The organism is Caulobacter sp. DWR1-3-2b1 (assembly GCF_049895765.1).
GTDB lineage: Bacteria > Pseudomonadota > Alphaproteobacteria > Caulobacterales > Caulobacteraceae > Caulobacter.
Map to the genome: position 1 here is coordinate 178,668 of NZ_JAFCSZ010000006.1, position 21,342 is coordinate 200,009.

The window sequence follows — 21,342 nt, forward strand, 5'->3', positions numbered from 1 at the left end:
TTCTATGGACCGAGGTAGCCGACGGTTTCCTGCTGCGGATCCGGGGAGTCCGCCCGCCATCGAACCGATCCGAAAGGCCGCTCCAGCCGGCGCCGAACATGCTTGGCCGTGCCCTCCAGGAGGAAGGCTTCCACCTCTGACTGGATGGCGAGATCGGACTGCGTAAAGCGGTCTCGCATTCGCAGATAGTCGCCCCAGGTCGGGAACTGATAGCGCTCGGTCCAGAGGGCGCGATCTGCAATGTCGCGCGATATCGACCAGTTGAAGGCTCCATTGCGCATCCGCGTGCGCTGCACCTTCAGCATGGCGTCGTAATAGGGCCGCGCCCTGTCCGGATCGACCCGGTAGTCGATCTCGATCACCACGGGACCAGACCGCAAGGTCAGCGCCATGTCGACTTCGGGTTCATGATCGATCTCGACCGCCTCAACGCCTTCAACGCTCGTCTCTGGCAGTCGGAAGAGGAAGGCCAACAGGGGCGTCGCGCACAGCGCGACTCCGGACGCGACTAGGGCAACCTGCACCGACCAGCCGTTGGCCACGACGCCCCACAGCACCGCCCCCATCGCGATACCGCCTGTCAGGGCGGAGGAGAACAGCGATAGCGCCCGCGCGGTCACCCATCTGGGCGACGCCAGTTGGACTGAGATATTGAACAGCGCGATCGTGATGATGCTCGCCGCGCCGGCGAGGAAAAGGCCTGCGCAGGTCAGCAGGAGGGAATGGCTGAAGCCGACCAGGACGATGGCCAGACCGGAAATCAGGGCCAGGATCCGGGCCGCTGCCTCGTTGCCAAGTCGCTGACTGATGCGACCGACCATGAAGGCCCCGGCAACCGCGCCGGCTCCGCTCGATCCCAGCAAGATTCCGAAGGTGCTCGCATTGCCGGCCAGCAAGTCCTTGGCGATCAATGGCCCCAGGGCCGCCGTCGAAGCGCCGGCGAATCCGAACAAGAAAGAGCGGACAAGAACAGTCCGAACCGGCCCGGAATGAAGCGCGTAACGAACACCGGAAACGATGGCGCGATCGATCCGCTCGGGCGGCAAGCGTGACGGGACGTGTCGACGCTTCCACAGGAAGAAGGCCAACAGCAACGGCAGGTAGCCCACCGCATTGACCGCGAAAGCCGCCTTGGCCCCGGCCGCCAGAACAATCAAACCGCCCAGGGCCGGGCCAAAGCTACGCGCGAAATTGTAGCTGATCGAGCCCAGCGCGATCGCGGCCGGAATCTGGGCCGGGGGCACTTGCTCGCTGATCGACGCCTGCCAGGACGGGCTGTAAAACGCCACGCCGGCGCCAATCAAAGAGCAGAAGGCCAGCAGCACCCAAGGCGAGGTCAGCCCCAGCCACGCCAGAACTGTCAGCACGCCGCCGCTGGCCACGGAAAAGGCCAGGCCAGCCATGGCGATCTTGCGTCGGTCGAACATGTCGGCGACTGCACCCGCTGGCACAGCGACCAGCATCAAAGGCAGCATCAAGGCCGTCTGGACCAACGCGACCAGACTGGCCGACGAGGTCAGCCGGGTCATTTCCCAGGCCGCTCCCACGCCCAGAATGAGCTGACCGAAATTGGAAAGGACGCTGGCGGACCAGATGGTTCGAAACACAGGCTCGCGCAGGGGCTCGAATGCGCCGCCCTGCCGAGCCGGCTCCGTAACGCTTTCTGTCGCCATTGCGGAGTTCACCTCATGGATGCGTGATCCGTCTCGTCCAAATTGGTACCTGCGACGATTGCACGAGGGAAGCAAAGCCGCGTTGGCGCATGCGGCCGCCGCGCAGCCAACATTAATTTATCCACTTGATTATATTGTTATTATTCGAGGTTTCGCTGTTCCTCCCCAATGTTACACATCGCAGTCGCGATTGGTGAGAGGGTGGCGCGCACTCGGCCTGCGTGCCATATCCGAAGGGAGCCTGACGCACGGGTCCCGGGAGAAAAATGATGGCTGAAGCCTATATCATCGACGCCGTCAGAACCCCCCGCGCGATCGGCAAGATCGGCAAGGGCGCCTATTCGGGCATGCACCCGCAGCATCTGGCCGCAACAGTGCTGGCCGCGCTCAAGGCGCGCAATGCGATTAAGACCGAAGACGTCGACGACATCATCTGGGGCACCAGCGCCCAGACGGGTCTTCAGGGCGGCGATATCGCCCGGATGGCGGCGCTGGATGCGGGCTTCGATGTCAAGGCCAGCGGCGTGACGCTCGACCGGTTCTGCGGCTCGGGCATCACCGCCACCAATCTCGCCGCGGCGCAGATCATGTCGGGCATGGAAGACTGCGTCATCGCCGGCGGTACCGAGATGATGAGCCATGTCGTCGAGTTCGGCATGAAGTTGCGCGAGGCCAAGGTGGCCGCCGCCAGCGGTCTTGGCACAGGCAATGCGCGCCTTCAGGCCAAGCACCCGCAGACCAACCAGGGCGTCGCAGCCGATGCGATCGCGGCCATGGAAGGCATAAGCCGCGAGGCGCTGGACGCCTTTGGTGTCGAAAGCCAGCGGAGGGCGGCCCACGCTCTGGCCGAAGGGCGCTTTGCCAAGTCGACAGTCCCGGTCAGCGACGACGACGGCAACGTCATCCTGGATCATGAACAATATCCGCGTCCCGACACCACGATTGAGGGTCTGGCCCAAATCAAGCCAGCGTTCGCGGCGTTTTACGACGTGCCATCCAGCCCAGGCGGGGCCACGTTCAAGGAACTGATCAACCAGAAATATCCCGACCTGCAATTCGAGGCTGTCCACCATGTCGGCACGTCTTCGGGCGTCGTGGACGGGGCGGCGGCGATCCTGCTGGCGTCAAAGGAATACGCTGACAAACAGGGCTGGAAGCCGCGCGCGCGCATCGTCGCGACCGCCAATGTCGGCGACGATCCGACCCTGATGCTGAACGGACCGGTTCCCGCCGCCAAAAAGGTGCTCGCCAAGGCAGGTCTGACCAAGGACGATATCGACGTCTTTGAGGTCAACGAGGCCTTCGCGGTCGTGGTCGAGAAGTTCATTCGCGACCTGGATCTCGACCGAGCGAAGGTCAATCCCAATGGCGGCGCAATCGCGCTGGGCCATCCGATCGGCGCGACCGGCGCTGTCCTGATCGGTACAGCGCTCGACGAACTGGAGCGTTCGAACGGGCGTTATGGACTGATCACTATGTGCGCCGCCGGCGGTATGGCTCCGGCGATCATCATCGAGCGTCTCTAATCGCGCGATGAAGGATTTCGACAAAGACGGCCCTGTCACGATGCGCAGCGTCTCGCTGAAGATGACGGTGCTCACGCGTCAGATGCACAAGCGCTTCGATCAGGCCGTTTCCAGCATCGGGGTGACCCGCTCGCAGTGGACGCTGATCGCAGTGATCGCGCGCCGTCCCGCCGCCACTCAGCGCGAGATCGCTGAAATCCTGGAAATGTCGGAAGCGGCCGCCGGCCGACTGGTCGATCGGCTCGTCGAGGATGGCCTGCTCGAGCGGCGACAAAAGGAAGACGATCGCCGCGCCTATTGCATCCACCTGACCGAGAGCGCCGGGGCGATCCTGGAGAAAATCTCGGCGGTCGCCAGCGAGCACGAAAAGGTCGTTTTCGCCGGGTTCCAGGACGACGATCTGGAGAAGCTCGACACCTATCTCAGCATGATCGCCGCCAACGTCGCCGCCTCGAAGTAACTTCGAGCGCGGCGCTTGAAGTCGTCGCGGCGCCAGGGGCACAGTCGAAGATCCACACGAAAAAGGGGCCGTAACTTTAGTTACAGCCCCTTTTCTATCCAGCGTCGGCGCTATCGCGCCACTCATCCCTTTAGGGAGCGGTCATCAGGTCGCGCTTAGTCAGGCTGGTCGCGAACTTGTCCTCGACCTTCTTCATGGTCGCCAGCGGCACGGTCACCATCTTGCCGTCCAGCAGGAGCTGCGGCGAGCCCTTGGGGTCGAGCTTGTAGATCGCGGCCAGCTTCTTGCCATCGGCGTCAAACAGCAGCTTGCCGACCATCGCCTTGGACAGAGCGTCTTCTTGCGCGACGGCTGCGTTGACGCTCACGAGAGCCGAAACCGGCAAGGCGGCGGCCAAGGCAAGGATGAGGCCAAACTTTTTCACAACCGTAGCTCCGTGTTGAAACTGTCACCGATGTTATCGGCTGATAATGCTAACTTAGGTTAGTATAAAATGAGGGTCAAGTGTTTTATTGTCGCATTGCACAAGAAGCCGCACTGCCCGAAAACTGAAACGGGCTAGCTGGACCGACCGGGCCGCTGTAAAGCAACCGGCCGGTAATCAGCGCGGCGGCATCCGGATGGCCCCGTCGAGACGAATCGTCTGGGCGTTGAAGTAGCTGTTGCGCGCCAGCTCCATGACCAGGCTCGCGAACTCCTCCGGCTTGCCCAGGCGTTTGGGGAACGGCACCGACTGGTTCAGCGCATCCCACATGGCCGGGTTCGCCTCCTTGAACCGCAGCATCGGCGGCGTCGCGAAGATGCCGGGCATGATCGAGTTGACGCGGATGCCCAAGTCCATCAGGTCCCTGGCCATCGGCAAGACCAGACCGTTCACACCGGCCTTCAAGGACCCGTAGGCGATTTGACCGACTTGCCCGTCCTGCGCGGCCGCGCTGGAGGTCAGCACGATAGAGCCGCGCTCGCCGTCCTCCAGCGGATCGAGCCCCGCCATGCCCAGCGCGGAGATCGACGCGACCCGATAGCTGGCGACCAGCACGCCTTGGGCGGACAAGGCGTAGTCTTCCGTCGAGAAGCGCTTGAATCCGCCGGCTTCCTTGTCCCTGGAGACCGTCTTGCCGCCCTTGGTCACTACGGCGCAATGGACGAGGATGCGCTCCTGCCCGTTGGCCGCGCGGGCCTTCTCGAATCCGGCCAGGACGCTTTCCTCGGAGGTGATATCGACCTTGCAGAACAGCGCGCCGGCTTCGTCGGCGATCTTCTGGCCGCTCTCCTCGTTGATGTCGAAGATCGCGACCCGCACGCCGGCCGCCAGCAAGGCCTGCGCCGTGGCGAGACCCAGGCCCGATGCGCCGCCGGTGACGACGGCGGAAAGCGACGAGTCGATTTTCATGCTGTTTCTCCAAGCCCGGTTTTGTCGCAGCTATCGCTTCCGATGGCGTGGGCTCAACAAACACCCCACGGGCCTTTCAGGATATCGCCCCCGCGTTACCGCCGGAACGCGCATCGCGTCGGCGATGGCCGCTGCTCACAGCTTGCCGCCATTGCGCTAGGTTCTAGTTTTCGTTGGAGTATCGACGCCTTTCGGCGTGACCGGGATTGAGGGGAAAACTATGACTCAGGTCATGAAGGGCGTGCGCGTTTTGGAGGTGGCTCAGTTCACCTTCGTGCCGGCGGCGGGAGGCATCCTGGCCGACTGGGGCGCGGACGTCATCAAGATCGAGCACCCGGTGCGCGGCGACACCCAACGCGGCTTCCTCAACATGGGTGGGGTCAAGTTGGACCCCCTCCGTCATACGCTGTTCGAGCATCCCAACCGCGGCAAGCGCAGCGTCGGCATCGACGTTTCCACCCCCGAGGGACAGGCGGTGCTCTACGAACTGGCCAAGACCGCCGACGTGTTCCTGACCAACTACCTGCCGCAGGTTCGCCAGAAGAACAAATTCGACATCGAGCACATCCGCGCGGTGAACCCCAAAATCATCTATGCGCGCGGCAGCGCGCTAGGCAACAAGGGGCCAGAACGCGAGGTCGGCGGCTTCGACGGTACGTGTTTCTGGTCGCGAAGCGGCGTCGCCCACGCCATGACCCCCGCTGAAATGGAAGGGCCGCTCACCCAGGGCATCCCCGCCTTTGGCGATTCCATCGGCGGCATGTTCATCGCTGGCGGCATCGCCGCCGCCCTGTACAATCGCGAGAAGACCGGGGAAGGCGCCGAGCTCGACGTCTCGCTTCTGAGCGCCGCCTGGTGGGCCTCGGGCGCGCTGGTGTCGCAAGTGATGGAAACCGGCATCGTCTCGCGCAACCCCATGCCGACCTCCGGCGGGTCGTTGCGCAATCCGTTCATGGGCAATTTTCGCACGTCCGACGGCGGCACGATTAACCTGTGCATGGTCAGTCCGACCGGCCTGATCGAGGATACGTTCGCCCATGTCGGCGTACCGGAAGCCGCGAACGATCCCCGCTTCAAGGACGTGCTGTCGCTGATCGACAACGCCGGGGCCGCCAGCGACATCCTGGTCAAGGCGTTCGCCACCCAGACCTTCGCCTATTGGCGCCAGCACCTGAAGACGATGAAAGGCCAATGGGCCCCGATCCAGAGCTTCGCCGACCTGTTGACCGACGAGCAGGCAATCACCAACGATATGGTCATTGAGGTCGAGGGCGCGGACGGCGGAGCGCCTTTGCGGTTGGTCCGCGGGCCAGTGCAGTTCGATGGCGCGCCCGTGCAAACGACTCGCTCGCCTCAGGCTTCCGAGCACACCGAACTGGTGCTGATGGAACTCGGACTCGAATGGGACCGGATCGAGGAACTGAAGGCCAAAGGCGCCATCGCCTGACCCTTTGAGACGACTTGCCGACGCTCTTAAGGCGTAGCGGCGCCATACGACGCCTCCGCCTCGCTTCAAGCGATCGGCGGAGGTTTTGCATGGGCGTGCTCCAAGCTTCACCCGGATAAGCGTGGCGCGAAGACCTTCATAACCATCAACAAGAACAGAGCGATGTGGAGATATCCAGTAGCGCTCCGTCCACGCGCGGCGGAGGCGGCGCGCCTGTTCGCGATCGTCCGCGATCGGTAAAAAACGGAGATGCTCTCATCTTTGTTGACATCACCCGGCGCTTATTGAACACTCCTGTCTATTATAAGAAACGACAGGGAGGCACATGGCGATGAACGGAACGAACAAGGCCAAATTTGCCAAGCGAGTGATCGAGGTCCTCGAGTTTTTCGACGAAGAACACCCCCAGGCGACCGTGATGGACATCGTCCGTCGCTTTGATCGCCCCCAGTCGAGCACGTCGGAGTTGCTCTATTGCCTCGTCGAGGTGGGCCTGCTCTACAAGGACCCCCATTCGCGGTCCTATTCCCCCACCCCGCGCGCTGCCCTGCTGGGCCGCACGGCTCAGCCGAGCCTGGTCCGCGACGGCCGCCTTACCGGCCTGATCGACCGTTTGAGCGCCCAGACTGGCCTTGGCGTCGGCGTGTTTGGCATGGTTGGCTTGCAAGCCCAGCTCTACAGCTGGCGCGGCGGACAACGCGCGGTGCGAACGTCCAACCCCTTCGGGATCTGCGGCGGACAGAAGGATCACCTTTCCAGTTCGGCGGCCGGTTGGCTGTTGCTATCGACCGTTCAGCAGCCGCGTCGCGAGAGCATGCTGCGCCGACTGAACGCTGAAGCCGCTCAGGAACTAAAGTTCTGCGTGTCGGAATTGGCCGCGCGAGTTCAGCAATGCCACGATCAAGGCGCTGTGACGGACGTGGCGGGCTTCGACTCCACCGCACAGATCTCGGCTGTCCTGTTCCCGGGCCTGCCGCAAAACCAGCCTCTGGCCATTGGGTTCGCCTATGAGCCCAGCGAACAGATCGATCCGACCCTCTTGGTGCAAACCTTGAAGGACGCCGTCGAGCGCTGCTTCGAGGAGCAAGCCGCGTCATCCGCGGTGGTCCAGCCACTGTTCGACCCTTCCCACCTTCAAACGATCTCGACGCCCCACCTCCCGGCGGCGGGCATGGCGATGTAACGCCAGACGAGCGCTTGTCGGGCCGTCGCCCCCGCGGCGGCCCACGCCTCGACAAAGACTTGGCATCGCCTGGGCGGACGCTCGGCGGTGTTTTTTGTGCGCGGTGTCTCGCGTCGATCTTCGGCTTATGTCGAGACCAGATCGTCCAGCGGCTGCCTAGCGGAAGTCGTGAAATCCATCACCGCACCGACCCGCTGGGCCCGCTCCTTGCGGCCGGGCTGGAATGTGAAGCAGTTGGACTGCATCCGGCTCGCGTCCGACTGACGGTCCATTGGGATAGCCCGACCATGCGCGATGATGGCCGCCCACCGCAGCAGACGCGCCGCCTCTCGGGCCTGCTCGTCAAGGGACGCAATCCATTCGCCGAGCTGAAACAGGGTCTTTCCCCGCGCCTCGACAGGCTCCTCGATCAGGTTGTCGCGCTCGACAAGCCGCAGCGCCAACGCACTATCGCGTGTGATTTCACAAAGGCGAACACCGCCAGCCGCGTCAGTTACCGTGATTTCATAGCGGGTCGGCGCCGGGTCGCGCGCATGGACCGCGGCGATCACGGCCAAGTCGTGGAGATGGGTGCAGTTGGCCTGTTTCTCGCCGCGCGCGGTCACTTCGTCCAGCCTGACGCCGGCGAAGGTCGCTGTCAGCTGCTGCACGGCGCCTGGACAGGTCGACCACGGCGCGCGGACCATCTCGGCATCAATGCGATCAACGGTCTCGCCGTCATGGCGAAGGGTAACGCCCAGATGATGGTAGTCGTCCTCCAGCCAGGCGCTGACCCAGCCATCGCCCGGCGTGACGAGAACGTGGCGGTGAAACGCGGGTGGGCTGTCGGCGACTTGGCCCACGCCTTGTCCTAGTCCTTCGTCAGGAGCAGGGCCGCCGCCATCGGACCGCCGCCGGAGGTGGCGATGGCGACCCTTGGATCGCCCGGGATCTGGCGCGCTCCGCCCTCCCCGCGCAGTTGCACCACGGCCTCGTAAGCAAAGCCGAAGCCATGCAGGCGCCCCCAGCCCAGCTGGCCGCCGCCGGTGTTCATCGGCAGTGCGCCGTTACGGGCGATCCGGGTCCCGCCTTCAATGAAGGCTCCCCCTTCCCCGACCTCGCAGAAGCCCAACCCCTCAAGCCAGGTGATGGGCTGGAAAGCGAATCCGTCGTAAAGTTGGACGGTGTCGACGTCCTTGGGCCGATAGTCAGTGTTGTTCCAGAGATCGCGGCCGGTGGGATAGGCGCTGGCCCACTCGGCCTGATCCCAGCTGTAGCGCTCCACCGACCCGGCCGACGCCGCGATGCGGATTGGCGTGGTCTTGACCTCGCCCAGCGCGTCCCCCGCCGACACGATGATCACGGTCGAGGCGTCGGTGAAGCGGTCGCAATCGTACAGGCAGAACGGCGTCGAGATCATCCGCGCGGACATGTACTCGTCCATCGTCAGCGGCTTCTTGACCAGCGCGCGCGGATTGATTGCGGCGTTGGCGTGATCGTTGAGCGCCACCTGGGCCAGTTGCTCGCGGGTCAAGCCATAGCGCTTCATGTGCCGCGTTGCGAACTGCGCTGTCCAGTTGGCGGCGGAGAACGCGCCAAAAGGCGAAACCCATTGCGAATTGCCGGTCACGCCCTCGCGCCGTTCCAGAGGCGGGAACTCGTCGGGCCGCGACATGGCCGCGGCTTCATAGACGGTGCGGAAACAGATGACATGGCGGGCGAGCCCGGCCTTGACGGCGTTGGCCGCTTCGGCGACCGCGCCGAGTTGAGCCGTCGTCTCCGCCGCGCCGATATGCCAGCGGGTCTTGAGGCCCAGCGTTTCGATCAGCTCGTCGGCGCCGATCGGCGAGAAACCGAGGAAGATTTGCATCTTGCCCGGATAGGTCGCGACGCCGTCGATCTGATCGAGCGTCAAACCCGCATCGGCGATGGCTTCCTTCACCGCATCGACCGTCAGGCCAAGCGGCGAGCGAGCGAGCCGGACACCGACCTCCGACATGCCGATGCCGGTGATATAGGCTTCCTGCGGCACCACTCAGCCAACCTTTTCGAACAGGGGGAACCAGACGCCGTCCTGTTCCTCGAACACGACGCGTACAGGATCGTCGATATCGACCGCGTCTACCTGGCAGTTGACGATGTTGGTCGTCAGATAGACACCCGGCGCATCGTCCAATTTCACCCGTGCGATGACGAAGGGCACTTCCATGTCCTTGGTCCAGGCCTGGTGATTGACGGTGTAGGTGTCGACGACGCCCGTCCCCGCCACAACGTGGGGCGCGACATTTTCCGACAGACAGAACCGGCAGATCTCGCGCGGTGGGTGGATAAACCCGCCGCAATCGCCGCATTTGGCAATGTTGAGCTTGCCCTCGGCTCCACCGGTCCAGAAGGCCCGATTGTCCTTGTCGAGACGGGGACGCGAGCGCTGCCAGGTCAAGCTCAGACGTCCCAGACCAGATGGACCTCGTCCGGCCCGATCACATGACCGCCGTGGAAGGTGACGCTCTTGGTCGGGTCGAGCCGGAATTCCGGCAGACCCTTCAGCATTTCCTCGTACAGCACCTGCAGCTCGATACGCGCGAGGTGCGACCCCAAACAACGATGCGGGCCGGTGCCGAAGGCAATGTGCACCTTGTTCTCGCGAGCGAGGTTATAGGCCGCAGGATCGGCGAATTCGGTCGGATCCAGGTCGGCGGCTGGCAGGAAGAGTAGCGCCATCTCGCCCTTCTTCATCTGCACGCCTTCGAACTCGGCGTCATTGAGCAGGAAGCGCGGCGGCACGGTGAAGGTGTATCGGCGCAGCAACTCCTCGCCGGCCTCAGGCACGAGTGCGAGGTTTTCACGCAGTTGCTTCTGAAGCTCGGGATGCATCGCCAGGTGGCGCACGCCCAGGCCCATACCGTTCATCACGGTGTCGAGGCCTGCGATGAACAGCATCACCGCGTAGTTCTCGATGTCGTGCAGGGTCGCCGGCTTGCCGTTGTATTCCGACTGCCAGAGCATCGAGAGGATGTCGTCCTGGGGGTTGTCGCGGCGATCCAGGATCGTCTCGCGCATCGCATCGGCGACCTTGCGCAGACGCGCCTGCACGGCCTTGGAGTCGGTCGTGGGCGAATGCAGGTGCTCGGCGACCAGGTCGCGGTAGACGCGCCCTTTCTCCACCGGAAGGCCAAACAGCAGCAGGAAGATGGTGACCGGCAACGGCTCGGCGATGGCCGTCATCAACTCGCAGCGGCCGTCGGGCCGGACCTTCTCGACCAGCTCGGCCGCCAGTGTGCGGATGTTGTCCTTCAGCGCCAGCATCGCCTTGGGCGAGAAGGGCTTCAGCAGCGGGCCGCGATAGTGGGTGTGGTGGGGCGGATCGACTGTGATCGGCAGCGGGATGAGCATCTTCTTGTCATCCGGCAGATTGGCGTTGATGTGCGCGAGCGCTTCGTAGGGCATCGGCGCGTTACTAAAGGTCGTGGTGTCGCGCGAGGCGTTGTAGACCGCGCTGTGGCTGCGCAGCACCCAGTGGCCGCCATGGCGAGGGGTCCAGAAGATCGGCGGCGCGATCTTGGCGATCTCCAGGATGCGGTTGTGGGCATCCTTGAGCAGCGCCGGGTCGTTGCGATGGTCGTAATCGAACACGAGCGCGTCCGGCACGTGATCCGGCTTGGGAACGGCTGGGCTCAGGCTAGCTTGGACCATGGGACTTCTCCGGCGACTGCCGCTGATTTCGATTATGCGTCGCGTCGGTGAAGACGCCCGCGCAGCTTGCCCCCTGTGTCGCGCGCACCCCCGACGATGGCAATGCCCGCGCCGGGATGCGAGCCGGCAATAACGCCGTGGCGATTGCACGGCGGGCGGCGTTGATCGCCTACTCGTTCTCCGTTCATAGGATTGCACCAGCAGAGGTTTGTGGAGAGGGCAGCCATGAGGATTCGCATCGAAAAGGGCGCCTGCGTGGGCAACGCCCGCTGCGCCGCGGTCTCTAAAGAGCTCTATCCCCTCGACGACGATGGTTACATCGATACCGAAGGCTTCGACGTGCCCGGCGGCATGGAGAGGCTGGCCAAGTACGGCGCGCGCGCCTGCCCCGAGAAGATCATCTACGTCGAAGAAGATGACGGGACGATTTCCTGGCCGCTGAAGAAGCCTGCCTGATCTCCCCATTCTCCTACGGAGCGAAAAATGAACGACGTTTTGGGCTACAAGGGCAAGCGGGTCATCGTCACCGGCTGTTTTTCCGGCATGGGCGAAGCGACGGCCAAGCTGCTGCTTGAGCTGGGCGCCGAAGTGCACGGTTTGGACTACAAGGACGCCGCGCTTCCCCTGGCCTCTTTCAACAATGTCGATCTTCGTGACCCCGCCTCGATCGAAGCCGGCGTGGCGGCCATTGGCGGCAAGGTCGACGCTCTGTTCAACTGCGCAGGGTTGCCGCAATCCTTTCCCGCGCTTGACGTGATGAAGGTCAATTTCATCGGCACGCGGCATCTGACCGAACAGGTCGTTCGGCTGATGGGCGAAGGCGGCGCCATTGCCAGCATCGCCTCGACGGGCGGCCTGGGCTGGAGCCGCCGTATCCCCACCAGTATGGAAATCATCGCGACGAAGGGCTTTCAGGCGGCTGTCGACTGGTGCGAAGCGCACCTGGACACCGTCGCCGAGGGCTACGCCTTCTCGAAGGAAAACATCATCGTCTGGACCCAGTTCATGGGCGCCCACCTGATCAAGAAGGGCATCCGCATCAACTGCACCCTGCCCTCCCCGACCCAGACCCCGATGATGGATGCGTTCGAGAAGACCTCGGGCAAAGACGTCGTCGAAGCGGCCACCCAGCCCATGGGTCGCTATTCCACCGCCGCCGAACAGGCTGGCGGCCTGGTGCTGATCAACAGCGCGCTGGCGGGCATCGTCAACGGCGTGGTCTTCCCCGTCGACGGCGGTTTCATGGGCGGCGTGGCCACGGGCCAGGTCGACCTCAGCATCATGTTGCGTCGGCGCTAGAGCGGGAAACACAGGCCATGAACTTCGACCTGCCCGAAGATCAGGAAATGATGCGCGACATGTTCGCGCGCTTCCTTGACGCCAACAGCTCGATGGCCCGCGTTCGGGCGGCCGCGCCGTCCGGCTTCGACGAGGACCTTTGGAAAGGACTCGCCGAGCAAGGCGCCTTTTCGATCCGGGTGCCTGAAGAAGCTGGCGGGCTGGGTCTTGGCCTGATCGACGCCGTCGTGCTGATGGAAGAAGCGGGCCGCACGCTCGCCTCGGGTCCGCTGGCCGAAACCCTGGTCGCCACGCGCCTCCTGGCGCAGTTGGGCTCGGACCAGACCTCCGACCTTCTGGCGCGCGCCTTGACCGGCCAGACCGTCGTCAGCCTCGCCTTCCACGATCTTGCCGCGCAGCCGCGCCAATGGATTGCGGGCGGTCTGATCGCTGAAAGCGTCATCGCCCGCAAAGGCCAGGACATCGTGTTGGTGTCCGTGCCGCCAACCGCGTGGGTCGCCGAGGACAACCTCGCCTCGACGCCGCTCGCCGAGATCGATCTGGCGCTCCTGCCCCAGACCGTCCTGGCCTCGGGCGCTGACGCGCTGGCGACCTTCGCCGCCGGCGTCGAAGAGTGGAAACTGCTGATCTCGGCCGCACTGGCGGGGCTTGGCCGAGAGGCGCTGAAGCTGGCGGCCGCCTATGCCAGCGAGCGCAAGCAGTTCGGGCAGTTCATCGGCCAGTTCCAGGCCATCTCGCACCCCCTCGCCGACCTCGCCTGTGATGTCGACGGCGGCAAGTTCCTGGTCTGGAAAGCCATTCGCGACATCGCCGATGGTGCCCCTGACGCCGCTGCGGCGGTGTCCATCGCCGCTTGGTGGAACGCCGATGCCGCCGCTCGCGCCGTTGCGCAGGCGCTGCACACCTTCGGCGGCTATGGTCTTACGACCGAGTACGACATCTTCCTGTTCAACCTGCGCGCCAAGGCCTGGCCGCTGGTGCTGGGCGATCCGCAACGGCTGCTCGACGAAGCCGGCCGTCGCCTCTATGCGGGCGAAACCGCCGCGCTTCCTGAGGCTGGCGAGAGCCCGATCAATTTCGATCTGGGTGAGGACGCCCGCGTCATCGCTGAAGAGATCAACGCCTTCTTCGAGAAGCACGTCACCCCGGAGATGCGCGAGACATTTCACTACAGCTGGGAAGGCTACAACCCGGAGCTCAACAAGAAGCTCGCCGAGGCGAACTTGCTATATTTGGGCCTGCCGAAGGATGTTGGCGGTCGCGGCCTGTCCGCCTACGCCAAGATCGCGGCGATGGATGCGCTGGAAACACAGGGCTACAGCACCCCCGCCGCCGGCGTGTCGCAGATGGTGGCGCTGATCATCCAGCGCTTCGGCACGGACGAGTTGAAGCGGGACGTCCTGCCTCAGATCATGGCGGGTGATGTGATCTGCAGCCTGGGCTATTCCGAGCCCGCCTCAGGTTCTGACGTCTTCGCCGCCCAATGCCGCGCTACTCCCGACGGCAATGGCTGGCGGATCGACGGCACCAAGATGTTTACCAGCGGCGCCAACCTGGCCAGCTACGTGCTCATGCTCGCCCGAACCAATACCGAGGTGGCCAAGCACAAGGGGCTGACGATGTTCATCGTGCCCCTGAAGACCGACGGCGTCACGATCCAGCCGGTCTACACCTTCCAGGACGAGCGGACGAACATCACCTTCTATGACGGCGTCCAGATCCCCGACAGCTACAGGCTGGGCGAGGTCGATGGCGGTGTGCGGACGATGAGCGCCAGCCTGGAGCTGGAACATGGCGGCGGCTTCGCCAAGTACCAGCGCGCTATGCGAGACGCGGGCGAAAAGCTCTGCCGCGAAATTTCCTACCGGGGCAAGCCGCTGATCGAAGATGGATCGGCCCAGACCCGCCTAGCGCGCACCACGGCCAACCTGTGGGTGTCGGAACTCCTCACCTATCGCGCCACCTGGGTGATCGCCGAGAAGAAGACCAGCCTGGCCTATGGCCCGATGGCCAAGATGTTCTCGTCCGAGAAGTTCCTGACCGATGCGCGCGATCTGCTCGACCTGACGGCTCCCCTCTCGCTTTCCAAGCGCAAGGGCGCGGCGGCGGAAATCAACATGTTCTACCGGCACGCCCAAGGCTCTACGATCTACGGCGGCACCAGCGAGGTCCACCGCTCGATGATCGCCGAACGGGGTCTTGGACTTCCGCGCACCCGCGCCTAGAGCCCTTTCCGACCTGATGGCTTCATCAGGGTCGGGCGAAAAGGGCTCTAAATCAAAAGTTTAGAACATTTTTCGATCCGATAACCGTTTCACACTTATCGGAAAATGCTCTAGAGCGTGACAGCCGAAAGTGGTCGCCGGTTTCGGCGTCCGTCACGCTCTAATGTCTAATGGAGACGTCATGTCGGAAGAACCGCACCTCCTGACAGAGGAACAGGACGGCATCCTGATCGCGACGCTGAACCGTCCGGACAAGCTCAACGCGCTGTCGGCGCAGACCATGCAGCTGTTCGAGCAAGCCCTGCATCGGTTCCGCGACACGCCCGAACTGAAGGTGCTGTTGATCCGCGCCACCGGGCGGTTCTTCTGCTCCGGCGCCGATCTGCGCGGCGGATCGCCGAACGCTCCGGCTCGCACGGCTTCCGCCATCCGCGAAAATCACCGGCTGAACCTGAACGGCATGCAGCGCATCTATGACGAGATGGAGCATGTCGAAAAGCCGATCGTCAGCGCCATCCATGCGACCTGCGTCGGCGGCGGCCTGGAGATGGCCCTGTCGTGCGACTTTCGACTGGTGGCCAAGAGCGCTTCGTTCTCCTTCCCGGAAGGACTGTTTGGCGTGCTGCCGGCCTCGAACGGCGTCAGTCGCCTGACCCGCCTCTGCGGGCCGCACTGGGCGCGCTGGCTGATCATGGGCAACCAGAAGGTCGACGCTGATCGCGCGCTGATCATGGGTCTGGCACATGACGTGCTGCCCGACGAGGGCTTCGCAGAAGCGACGCTCGAATTCTGCCGCCACCTCACCAAGTCATCCGGCGAGCAGATGGGCGCGGCCAAGATCGCCATCGATCTGGCCGCCGAGCTGGGCCGCGAAAGCGGCCGCCATGTCGAGCGCATGGCCAATAGCGCGCTGATGCTCAACCCCGCATATCTCGAGGGGATCGAGCGCTACATCAAAAACCTGGGTTCGAAGTAAAAGTGGCGTTCGGCTAGAGCATCTAGGTCGCGTCGGCCAGCGCCACCGCGCGGAAGTCGCGAATACCCAGCTCCAGCAACCGCGCCTCGGATCTCAGGAAGCTGCGAATGTTTGGCGCGAACTGGCCGGGCGTCAGGGTCGGCAGGATGCGGTCGGTGGCGATCGTGACGACGCGTTCGATGCCCGTATAGAGAACCGTCGCCATGCCGACAGCCTCCGATCCGGCTTCGTCGGGATTCTGGTCCATCTGCATCACCAGCAGCCCAATGATCGGCTGCGCCGCCCGGACCCGGTTCTCCATCATCCGCTTGTCGCGTTGCTCGGACATGTTGTTGCGCAGATGGAGCACGGTCGAGTTCTTGTGCCAGAAGCCGTGAAGCTCCGTCACAAACTCCAGGCAATGCGCGTTCAAGGTCTCGTCCGGCCACCGCTCGCGCAAATGGCCGACATAGAGGGCCTCAGCCTCGACCATCAGCGGTTCAAGGATGGCGAGCAGAAGTTCGGTCAGGTCGGTGAAATAGAGGTACAGCGAGGTCATGCCCAGACCCGCCTGGCGCGCTACCGCGCTGAGTGAGATCGGGGTGTCGCTTGGCTCCGCCAGCAATTCGTTGGCCGCCGCGAGGATGCGATCTCGCGTGAGACGCCCTTTGCGGCCCAACCGCTGGCCGTTAAGATTGTGGCTGCCTGGCTTGACGACGTGAGCCGTGGATCCGCGTCTCGCCTTGACGGCGCCAGTCTGATCAACGGCCTCCACGCTCACCATTTCCTCCGTGCCTATGCGGCGCGCCACGCAATCAACTTGGTCTCGAGAAACTCCTCGATACCCTCAAGTCCCCATTCGCGACCTACGCCGCTAGCCTTATAACCGCCAAAGGGCAAGTCACCGGCGATACACATCCCGCCATTGACGCTGACGGAACCGGAGCGGATGCGCTTGGCGACGCGCATCGAGCGGTCGAGGTCGCCCGAGCTGACGCCTCCAGACAGCCCGTAAGCGCTCTCGTTAGCGATGCGGATAGCGTCCTCGTCGTCCACAAAGGGAATGACCACCAGGACGGGCCCGAAGATTTCTTCCTGCGCTATGCGCATGTCGTTGGTGACGTCGGCGAAACAGGTCGGCTCGATGAAATAGCCACCACCCTTGTCTGGCCTGGCCTTGCCGCCGGCGATCAGTGTGGCGCCTTCCTGCAAGCCGATCTCGACATAGGACAGCACGCGCTCCATCTGCCGCTTGGAGATGACCGGTCCCATGATCTGCTTGGGGTCGTCGAATACGCCCCAGTTCTCACCGAAGCTGGCATAGGCATGTTTGAGAATGCCCTTGGCCTCTTCGTAGCGGTTCCGGGGCACCAGCAGACGCGACTGGACGGCGCACCCTTGGCCAGCGTGGAAGACCAGCATGGACATGGCCACTTCCATGGCGAAGTTCGGCGCGTCGTCGAGCACGATCTTGGCTGACTTGCCGCCGAGCTCCAGGAACACGCGCTTCAGCGTCTCGGCGCCCTGCTCCATGATCCGCTTGCCGACCCCGGTCGAGCCGGTGAAGGAAATCAGGTCCACGCGCGGATCCTTGACCAGCATCTCGCCGGCCAGCACCGGGTCGCTGCCGAAGACCACATTGATCACGCCGGGCGGGAAGCCGGCTTCCAGAGCCAACTCACCGAAGATCGCGCCCATGCCAGGCGTGTTAGGGGCGGGCTTGAGGATCAGGGTGCAGCCGGCAAGCAGCGCCGCGACCACCTTGCCGACATTGACGTACAGCGGCACGTTCCACGGCGTGATCGCGCCGACGACGCCGATCGGCTCGTACACCGCCTTGCGGACGGTTTCGAAGCCATAGGCCATCCGCGAGCCATAGTCCTTTTCCCAGCGCACCTGCGGGAAGACGGCCAGATAGTCGTCCCAGCCGTTGAGGGCCATGTCGACGTGCGCCCTGCCGACCGCGCCCCAAGCGGCGCCGGCCTCGATCCGGGCCAGGTCCGAAAGGCGGTCCTTGTTGGCTTCGAACAGCTCGCGCAACCTGGTGACCAGGGCCACGCGCTTTTCGATGTTGGTCGACCAATCGGTGTCGTCAAAGGCGCGACGCGCGGCGATGATCGCTGCTTCCACGTCCGCGGCCGAGGCGTCTGCCGCCCGGCCTACCGGCTTGCCGGTCCAAGGACCAATGACGTCAAAGGTCTTGCCGCCTTCGGCGTCGCGCAGAACACCGTCGATGAAGAGCTTCGCATCGGGGAGGCTGGTCATGGTGATGGTCTTTCTATCGAATTCGATACTGATCGGCGGGTTCAGCGCTTGCGACCGCTGAGCGTGACCATGCCGATGTGGAGGTCGGCCGGCGTATCGAGCACCGCGCGGAACGCGTCGGTGACCGAATTGTATTGCGAGATCGGGCGCTCACGCAGATTGAGACCGACCTTGGCGTTCTCCTGCGCAAAGCGGATGGCGACGTCCATCGGCCAAGCCGGCGCCGTCTTGGTCTCGTCCATCATCTGTCCTGCGCGGACCACCGTGACGCGCACGCCATCAGCTTCCAGTTCGCGCGCCCACATGTCGGACATGAACTCCAGCCCCGCCTTGCCGCCGGCATACATCCACAGCATCGGCATCCGCACGTTCACGGACTCACTCGTCACGTTGATGATGTGCCCGCTGCCGCCGAACAGCGGCAGGGCGGCGCGTGCGCAGAAGATGGGGCCGGCCAGGTTCGTGTTCAGCGCGCCAAGCACCTGCGCGTCGCTGGCGTCAGCCAGGGTAAAGGGTTCGAAGATTCCGGCGTTGTTGATCAGCACGTCGATCTTGGCGTGGCGTTCGGCGATTTTCGCGAAGGCCGCACGGACCTTGTCCGGATCGCAGACATCGCATTCGACCGCAAAGTGCGGCGCGCCCAGTTCATCGGCGATGGCCTGGGCCTTGGAGAGCGTCCGGCCGAGCAGCACCACGGTATCGCCATCGGCGGCCAGACGCCTGGCCAGCGCTCGGCCGAGACCATCGCCCGCTCCGGTCACAACGACGATTTTGCCCACGATCCGCCCTACTGTCTTGGTTGTTGTTGCTGCTAACTGCGCCCGCCTCCCCGCTCGCGACAAGAGGGGCGCGTATCGCGTCAGCGATGGTTCGGGAGCTCAGCCAGCGGGTCGCGCGAAATCGGCCGGATAGACTGAGAGATCGCCATTGTAGGCGACACCGCCGGGCCAGAATTCGGCCCCGCTGACCTTGCTGAAATAGTGGACCGTGCGGGCGAAGGACCCGGCCGACGAGCGGTCCTGGAAGGCCACGCCGCTGGGGCTGACACCGCGAGCGCGGGCGCTGAAGTCCTTGACCGTGAAAAGCAGGTCGTCGGTCTGCTGGGCGCAGAAAACCAGGTCGCTGCCCGGGCAGTATCGCTTCGGCTCGATCTGCACTGGCGACAGGCGACCGCGCTTCATCGCGACCTTGCCGGGAACGCGCGACACCTCGGGTCCGTGCACCCTGTTGTACCACTCGTGATACTCGGCTTCGCGCCCCGCCACGAAGTTGGCGAGAATAATGCTGACACCGGAAAACGGCTTGTCCTTCTGGTGGTTAGGGCTGGAAACCCAATCAGAATACATAGCGTAGCTGTGGATGCGTTCGGTCTCGCCGCTGTCATCTATCAGCCCGGCGTCGCGCGCCTCGGCAAGCAAGGGTCCCAGCGCTGGCAGGTCAATCTCCGGCGCGGAATAGTCGAACTCGTAGACGCTCATGAACCGCCACGGCTGGGGAATGTCGGGCATGATCTGCTCGCGCGTCACCTCATAGCGATCCGCCGAGACGAAGCCGCGAAGCCGTCCCAGATCCTCCACGTGTTTGCCGTCGAACCATTTTGCATAGTCCACCTCCTGGCCTGCGGGGACGTTGTGAAGATGGATGGTCGTGTGCAGGCTCATTCCACTCTCTTCCGGTTTAAGGCACCCTATCATCGCCGTGAGCGGCAGAGCGCCAAACCCATATCGCTGCGGCGTTGTTGACCGACCGTGAGGCCTGCAGCACCCTTGCGCGGTGTTTCGCAGGGAGATTTCCATGACCGCCGCCGTCTCTGCTCCGCCTCGTTTCGCACTCTTTCGCGCGGCCCAATCCCGGGATTTCGAGCAGAGCGGGATCATGTCCCAGGGCATGCCGACAGAGACGGAAATGGCCGGCGCGGTGGCGGCCGTCGATGCCGGCATGCTGGAAGGCACGACCGTGCGCCTGCTGTTCGAGATGGCGGGACTGAGCCTGACCCATGCGTGGTTCAAGAGCGGCTTTCCGCTGCCCAGGCATACTCACAACGTCGATTGCCTCTACTACATCCTCGCCGGCTCCTTGCGGATCGGGACAGAGGAGCTTGGTCGCGGCGACGGCTTCTTCGTCGGCGCCGACGTTCCCTACAGCTATGTGCCGGGCGCCGAGGGCGTCGAGGTGCTGGAGTTTCGAGGATCGAACAACTTCGACATCAAGTTGCTGGCGGACAATCCCGCGTTCTGGGCCAAGGCGGTCGAGAAGGTGAGGCGCAGCCGCGAGGACTGGGGCAAGGAGCGCCCGCCTTCGGGATGGACAGTCGGCTCAGCCTGACGGCTGCATCTCCACATACAGGCGTGTCAATCTGGACTCGGCGATCTTCCATTCGCCGTTTTCGCGGACGTAGCGTTCGTGATAGTGGCCCGCGCCGTCGAGCTTGCGACCATTGGGCCAGGCCACCCGATCTTGCATTGCCCACACAGCCCGCGCCTCATTCCCGTCGATCTCGATCTCCGGTGAGTGCACCTGATGGACGGTGGTCGCGGCGTCCAGCGAAGCGCGTATGCGGGAGACAGCCGTTTCGCGCCCCTCCATGCGAGGACCGCCCGCGGCCGTCGTGTCGATGACGACGTCTTCCGCGAACAGGCCCGCGAACGCTGACCAGTCCTTGGTGTCCAGGTGGCGGCAGTAGCGCGCCTTGAGGTTTGCACCTGTGCGCATTCCAGTGATCGTGGGCGCCCATTCCAGGCGATGGTGGGCGCCGATTCCACGTGATCGTGGGCGGTCTGGAGCCTGACCGACGGCGGCTATGGAGTCAGGGGTTTTGGTCTGCGTCAAGGGCGCGGCGGCCAGTGATCTTGCGCATGCTTTCTCCAGTCATGGTGAGGCGGTGGGCATTGTGGATGAGGCGGTCGAGAATGGCGTCGGCGAGGGTCGGATCACCGATGACCTCGTGCCATTGGTCGGCGGGAACCTGGCTGGTGACGATGGTGGATCCCCGGCCGTTTCGGTCTTCGAGGATCTCCAGCAGGTCGATGCGCTGGCCCTGGGTGAGAACCGACAAGCCCCAGTCGTCGAGGATCAGCAGCTCGACCCGAGCGAGGGTCTTGAGCATGCGGGCGTGACGGCCGTCACCACGGGCGAGGGCCAGGGCTTCGAACAGCCGCGGCACGCGCTGATAGAAGACCGATCGCCCGTCGCGGCAGGCCTTGTGCCCGAGAGCGCAGCCTAGCCAACTCTTCCCGATCCCGGT

The 21,342-nt window shown here is 64.0% G+C and carries 21 protein-coding genes and 1 pseudogene; 9 read left to right on the plus strand and 13 right to left on the minus strand.

The genetic code is table 11. From position 1 onward, the window contains the following. Positions 1-2: 2 nt before the first annotated feature. The gene (locus tag ACP69S_RS08610; protein ID WP_425996249.1) at positions 3-1,673 is read right to left on the minus strand and encodes an MFS transporter; all 1,671 of its coding nucleotides are present in this window, start codon (positions 1,671-1,673) and stop codon (positions 3-5) included. Positions 1,674-1,942: 269 nt separating this feature from the next. Between ACP69S_RS08610 and ACP69S_RS08615 the strand changes: the two genes are divergently transcribed. Both ACP69S_RS08615 and ACP69S_RS08620 read left to right on the plus strand, forming a co-directional pair. Further along, a complete protein-coding gene (locus ACP69S_RS08615; RefSeq protein ID WP_425996251.1) occupies positions 1,943-3,199 on the plus strand; it encodes an acetyl-CoA C-acetyltransferase in 1,257 nt (418 codons plus the stop codon). 7 nt (positions 3,200-3,206) lie between these two features. After that, entirely contained in the window at positions 3,207-3,659 is a 453-nt protein-coding gene (locus ACP69S_RS08620) for a MarR family winged helix-turn-helix transcriptional regulator (RefSeq protein WP_425996253.1), read from the plus strand. Positions 3,660-3,789: 130 nt separating this feature from the next. Here ACP69S_RS08620 and ACP69S_RS08625 read toward each other — a convergent pair whose 3' ends face one another. Beyond that, positions 3,790-4,083 carry a hypothetical protein gene (locus ACP69S_RS08625; RefSeq protein WP_425996255.1) on the minus strand — a complete coding sequence of 98 codons (294 nt, stop codon included), beginning with the start codon at positions 4,081-4,083 and terminating at the stop codon, positions 3,790-3,792. A 177-nt stretch (positions 4,084-4,260) separates the two neighbouring features. After that, positions 4,261-5,052 carry an SDR family oxidoreductase gene (locus ACP69S_RS08630; RefSeq protein ID WP_425996257.1) on the minus strand — a complete coding sequence of 264 codons (792 nt, stop codon included), beginning with the start codon at positions 5,050-5,052 and terminating at the stop codon, positions 4,261-4,263. A 220-nt stretch (positions 5,053-5,272) separates the two neighbouring features. Between ACP69S_RS08630 and ACP69S_RS08635 the strand changes: the two genes are divergently transcribed. Both ACP69S_RS08635 and ACP69S_RS08640 read left to right on the plus strand, forming a co-directional pair. Then, positions 5,273-6,499, plus strand: a complete 1,227-nt coding sequence (locus tag ACP69S_RS08635) for a CaiB/BaiF CoA transferase family protein (protein WP_425996259.1) — start codon at positions 5,273-5,275, stop codon at positions 6,497-6,499. 331 nt (positions 6,500-6,830) lie between these two features. Next, the gene (locus ACP69S_RS08640) at positions 6,831-7,682 is read left to right on the plus strand and encodes a helix-turn-helix domain-containing protein (protein WP_425996261.1); all 852 of its coding nucleotides are present in this window, start codon (positions 6,831-6,833) and stop codon (positions 7,680-7,682) included. Positions 7,683-7,807: 125 nt separating this feature from the next. Here ACP69S_RS08640 and ACP69S_RS08645 read toward each other — a convergent pair whose 3' ends face one another. Genes ACP69S_RS08645 through ACP69S_RS08660 form a run of 4 tightly spaced genes read right to left on the minus strand, consistent with a single transcriptional unit; the run spans position 7,808 to position 11,354 of the window. Then, entirely contained in the window at positions 7,808-8,524 is a 717-nt protein-coding gene (locus ACP69S_RS08645; protein ID WP_425996262.1) for a DUF2889 domain-containing protein, read from the minus strand. 8 nt (positions 8,525-8,532) lie between these two features. Continuing rightward, on the minus strand, positions 8,533-9,696 hold the full coding sequence (locus tag ACP69S_RS08650) for a thiolase family protein (protein WP_425996264.1): 1,164 nt from the start codon (positions 9,694-9,696) through the stop codon (positions 8,533-8,535). Continuing rightward, positions 9,697-10,101 (minus strand): Zn-ribbon domain-containing OB-fold protein, encoded by a 405-nt coding sequence (locus ACP69S_RS08655; RefSeq protein WP_425996265.1) that lies wholly within the window; start codon positions 10,099-10,101, stop codon positions 9,697-9,699. Positions 10,102-10,103: 2 nt separating this feature from the next. Continuing rightward, positions 10,104-11,354, minus strand: a complete 1,251-nt coding sequence (locus ACP69S_RS08660; RefSeq protein WP_425996267.1) for a cytochrome P450 — start codon at positions 11,352-11,354, stop codon at positions 10,104-10,106. A gap of 225 nt (positions 11,355-11,579) precedes the next feature. On the opposite strand from ACP69S_RS08660, the gene ACP69S_RS08665 reads away from it, so the two are divergent. The 4 genes from ACP69S_RS08665 to ACP69S_RS08680 all read left to right on the plus strand — a co-directional run bounded on the left by ACP69S_RS08665 (position 11,580) and on the right by ACP69S_RS08680 (position 15,854). After that, on the plus strand, positions 11,580-11,810 hold the full coding sequence (locus ACP69S_RS08665; RefSeq protein WP_425996268.1) for a ferredoxin: 231 nt from the start codon (positions 11,580-11,582) through the stop codon (positions 11,808-11,810). Positions 11,811-11,837: 27 nt separating this feature from the next. Further along, positions 11,838-12,653 carry a coniferyl-alcohol dehydrogenase gene (locus ACP69S_RS08670; RefSeq protein ID WP_425996270.1) on the plus strand — a complete coding sequence of 272 codons (816 nt, stop codon included), beginning with the start codon at positions 11,838-11,840 and terminating at the stop codon, positions 12,651-12,653. Between the two features lie 17 nt (positions 12,654-12,670). Continuing rightward, positions 12,671-14,878 (plus strand): acyl-CoA dehydrogenase family protein, encoded by a 2,208-nt coding sequence (locus ACP69S_RS08675; RefSeq protein WP_425996271.1) that lies wholly within the window; start codon positions 12,671-12,673, stop codon positions 14,876-14,878. Between the two features lie 181 nt (positions 14,879-15,059). Further along, a complete protein-coding gene (locus ACP69S_RS08680) occupies positions 15,060-15,854 on the plus strand; it encodes an enoyl-CoA hydratase/isomerase family protein (RefSeq protein ID WP_425996273.1) in 795 nt (264 codons plus the stop codon). 22 nt (positions 15,855-15,876) lie between these two features. Here the strand turns inward: ACP69S_RS08680 and ACP69S_RS08685 are convergent, their stop codons facing one another. The 4 genes from ACP69S_RS08685 to ACP69S_RS08700 form a co-directional block, all read right to left on the minus strand. Then, entirely contained in the window at positions 15,877-16,608 is a 732-nt protein-coding gene (locus ACP69S_RS08685) for a TetR/AcrR family transcriptional regulator (RefSeq protein ID WP_425996275.1), read from the minus strand. A 20-nt stretch (positions 16,609-16,628) separates the two neighbouring features. Further along, positions 16,629-18,098, minus strand: coding sequence for an aldehyde dehydrogenase family protein (locus ACP69S_RS08690; RefSeq protein WP_425996276.1), 1,470 nt, complete (start codon positions 18,096-18,098; stop codon positions 16,629-16,631). 41 nt (positions 18,099-18,139) lie between these two features. After that, positions 18,140-18,877 (minus strand): SDR family oxidoreductase, encoded by a 738-nt coding sequence (locus ACP69S_RS08695; RefSeq protein WP_425996278.1) that lies wholly within the window; start codon positions 18,875-18,877, stop codon positions 18,140-18,142. 99 nt (positions 18,878-18,976) lie between these two features. Continuing rightward, positions 18,977-19,759 carry a hypothetical protein gene (locus ACP69S_RS08700; protein WP_425996279.1) on the minus strand — a complete coding sequence of 261 codons (783 nt, stop codon included), beginning with the start codon at positions 19,757-19,759 and terminating at the stop codon, positions 18,977-18,979. Positions 19,760-19,892: 133 nt separating this feature from the next. Between ACP69S_RS08700 and ACP69S_RS08705 the strand changes: the two genes are divergently transcribed. Then, complete coding sequence (locus tag ACP69S_RS08705) at positions 19,893-20,423, plus strand: cupin domain-containing protein (RefSeq protein WP_425996281.1); 531 nt, start codon at positions 19,893-19,895, stop codon at positions 20,421-20,423. Here ACP69S_RS08705 and ACP69S_RS08710 read toward each other — a convergent pair. Next, positions 20,415-20,786: pseudogene (locus ACP69S_RS08710) on the minus strand (nuclear transport factor 2 family protein); the annotation flags it as partial. The gene ACP69S_RS08705 and the pseudogene ACP69S_RS08710 sit on opposite strands and share 9 nt — an antisense overlap. Before the next feature lie 118 nt (positions 20,787-20,904). After that, positions 20,905-21,342 (minus strand): ATP-binding protein (locus tag ACP69S_RS08715; RefSeq protein WP_425996283.1); only part of this gene is annotated, 438 nt, incomplete at its 5' end.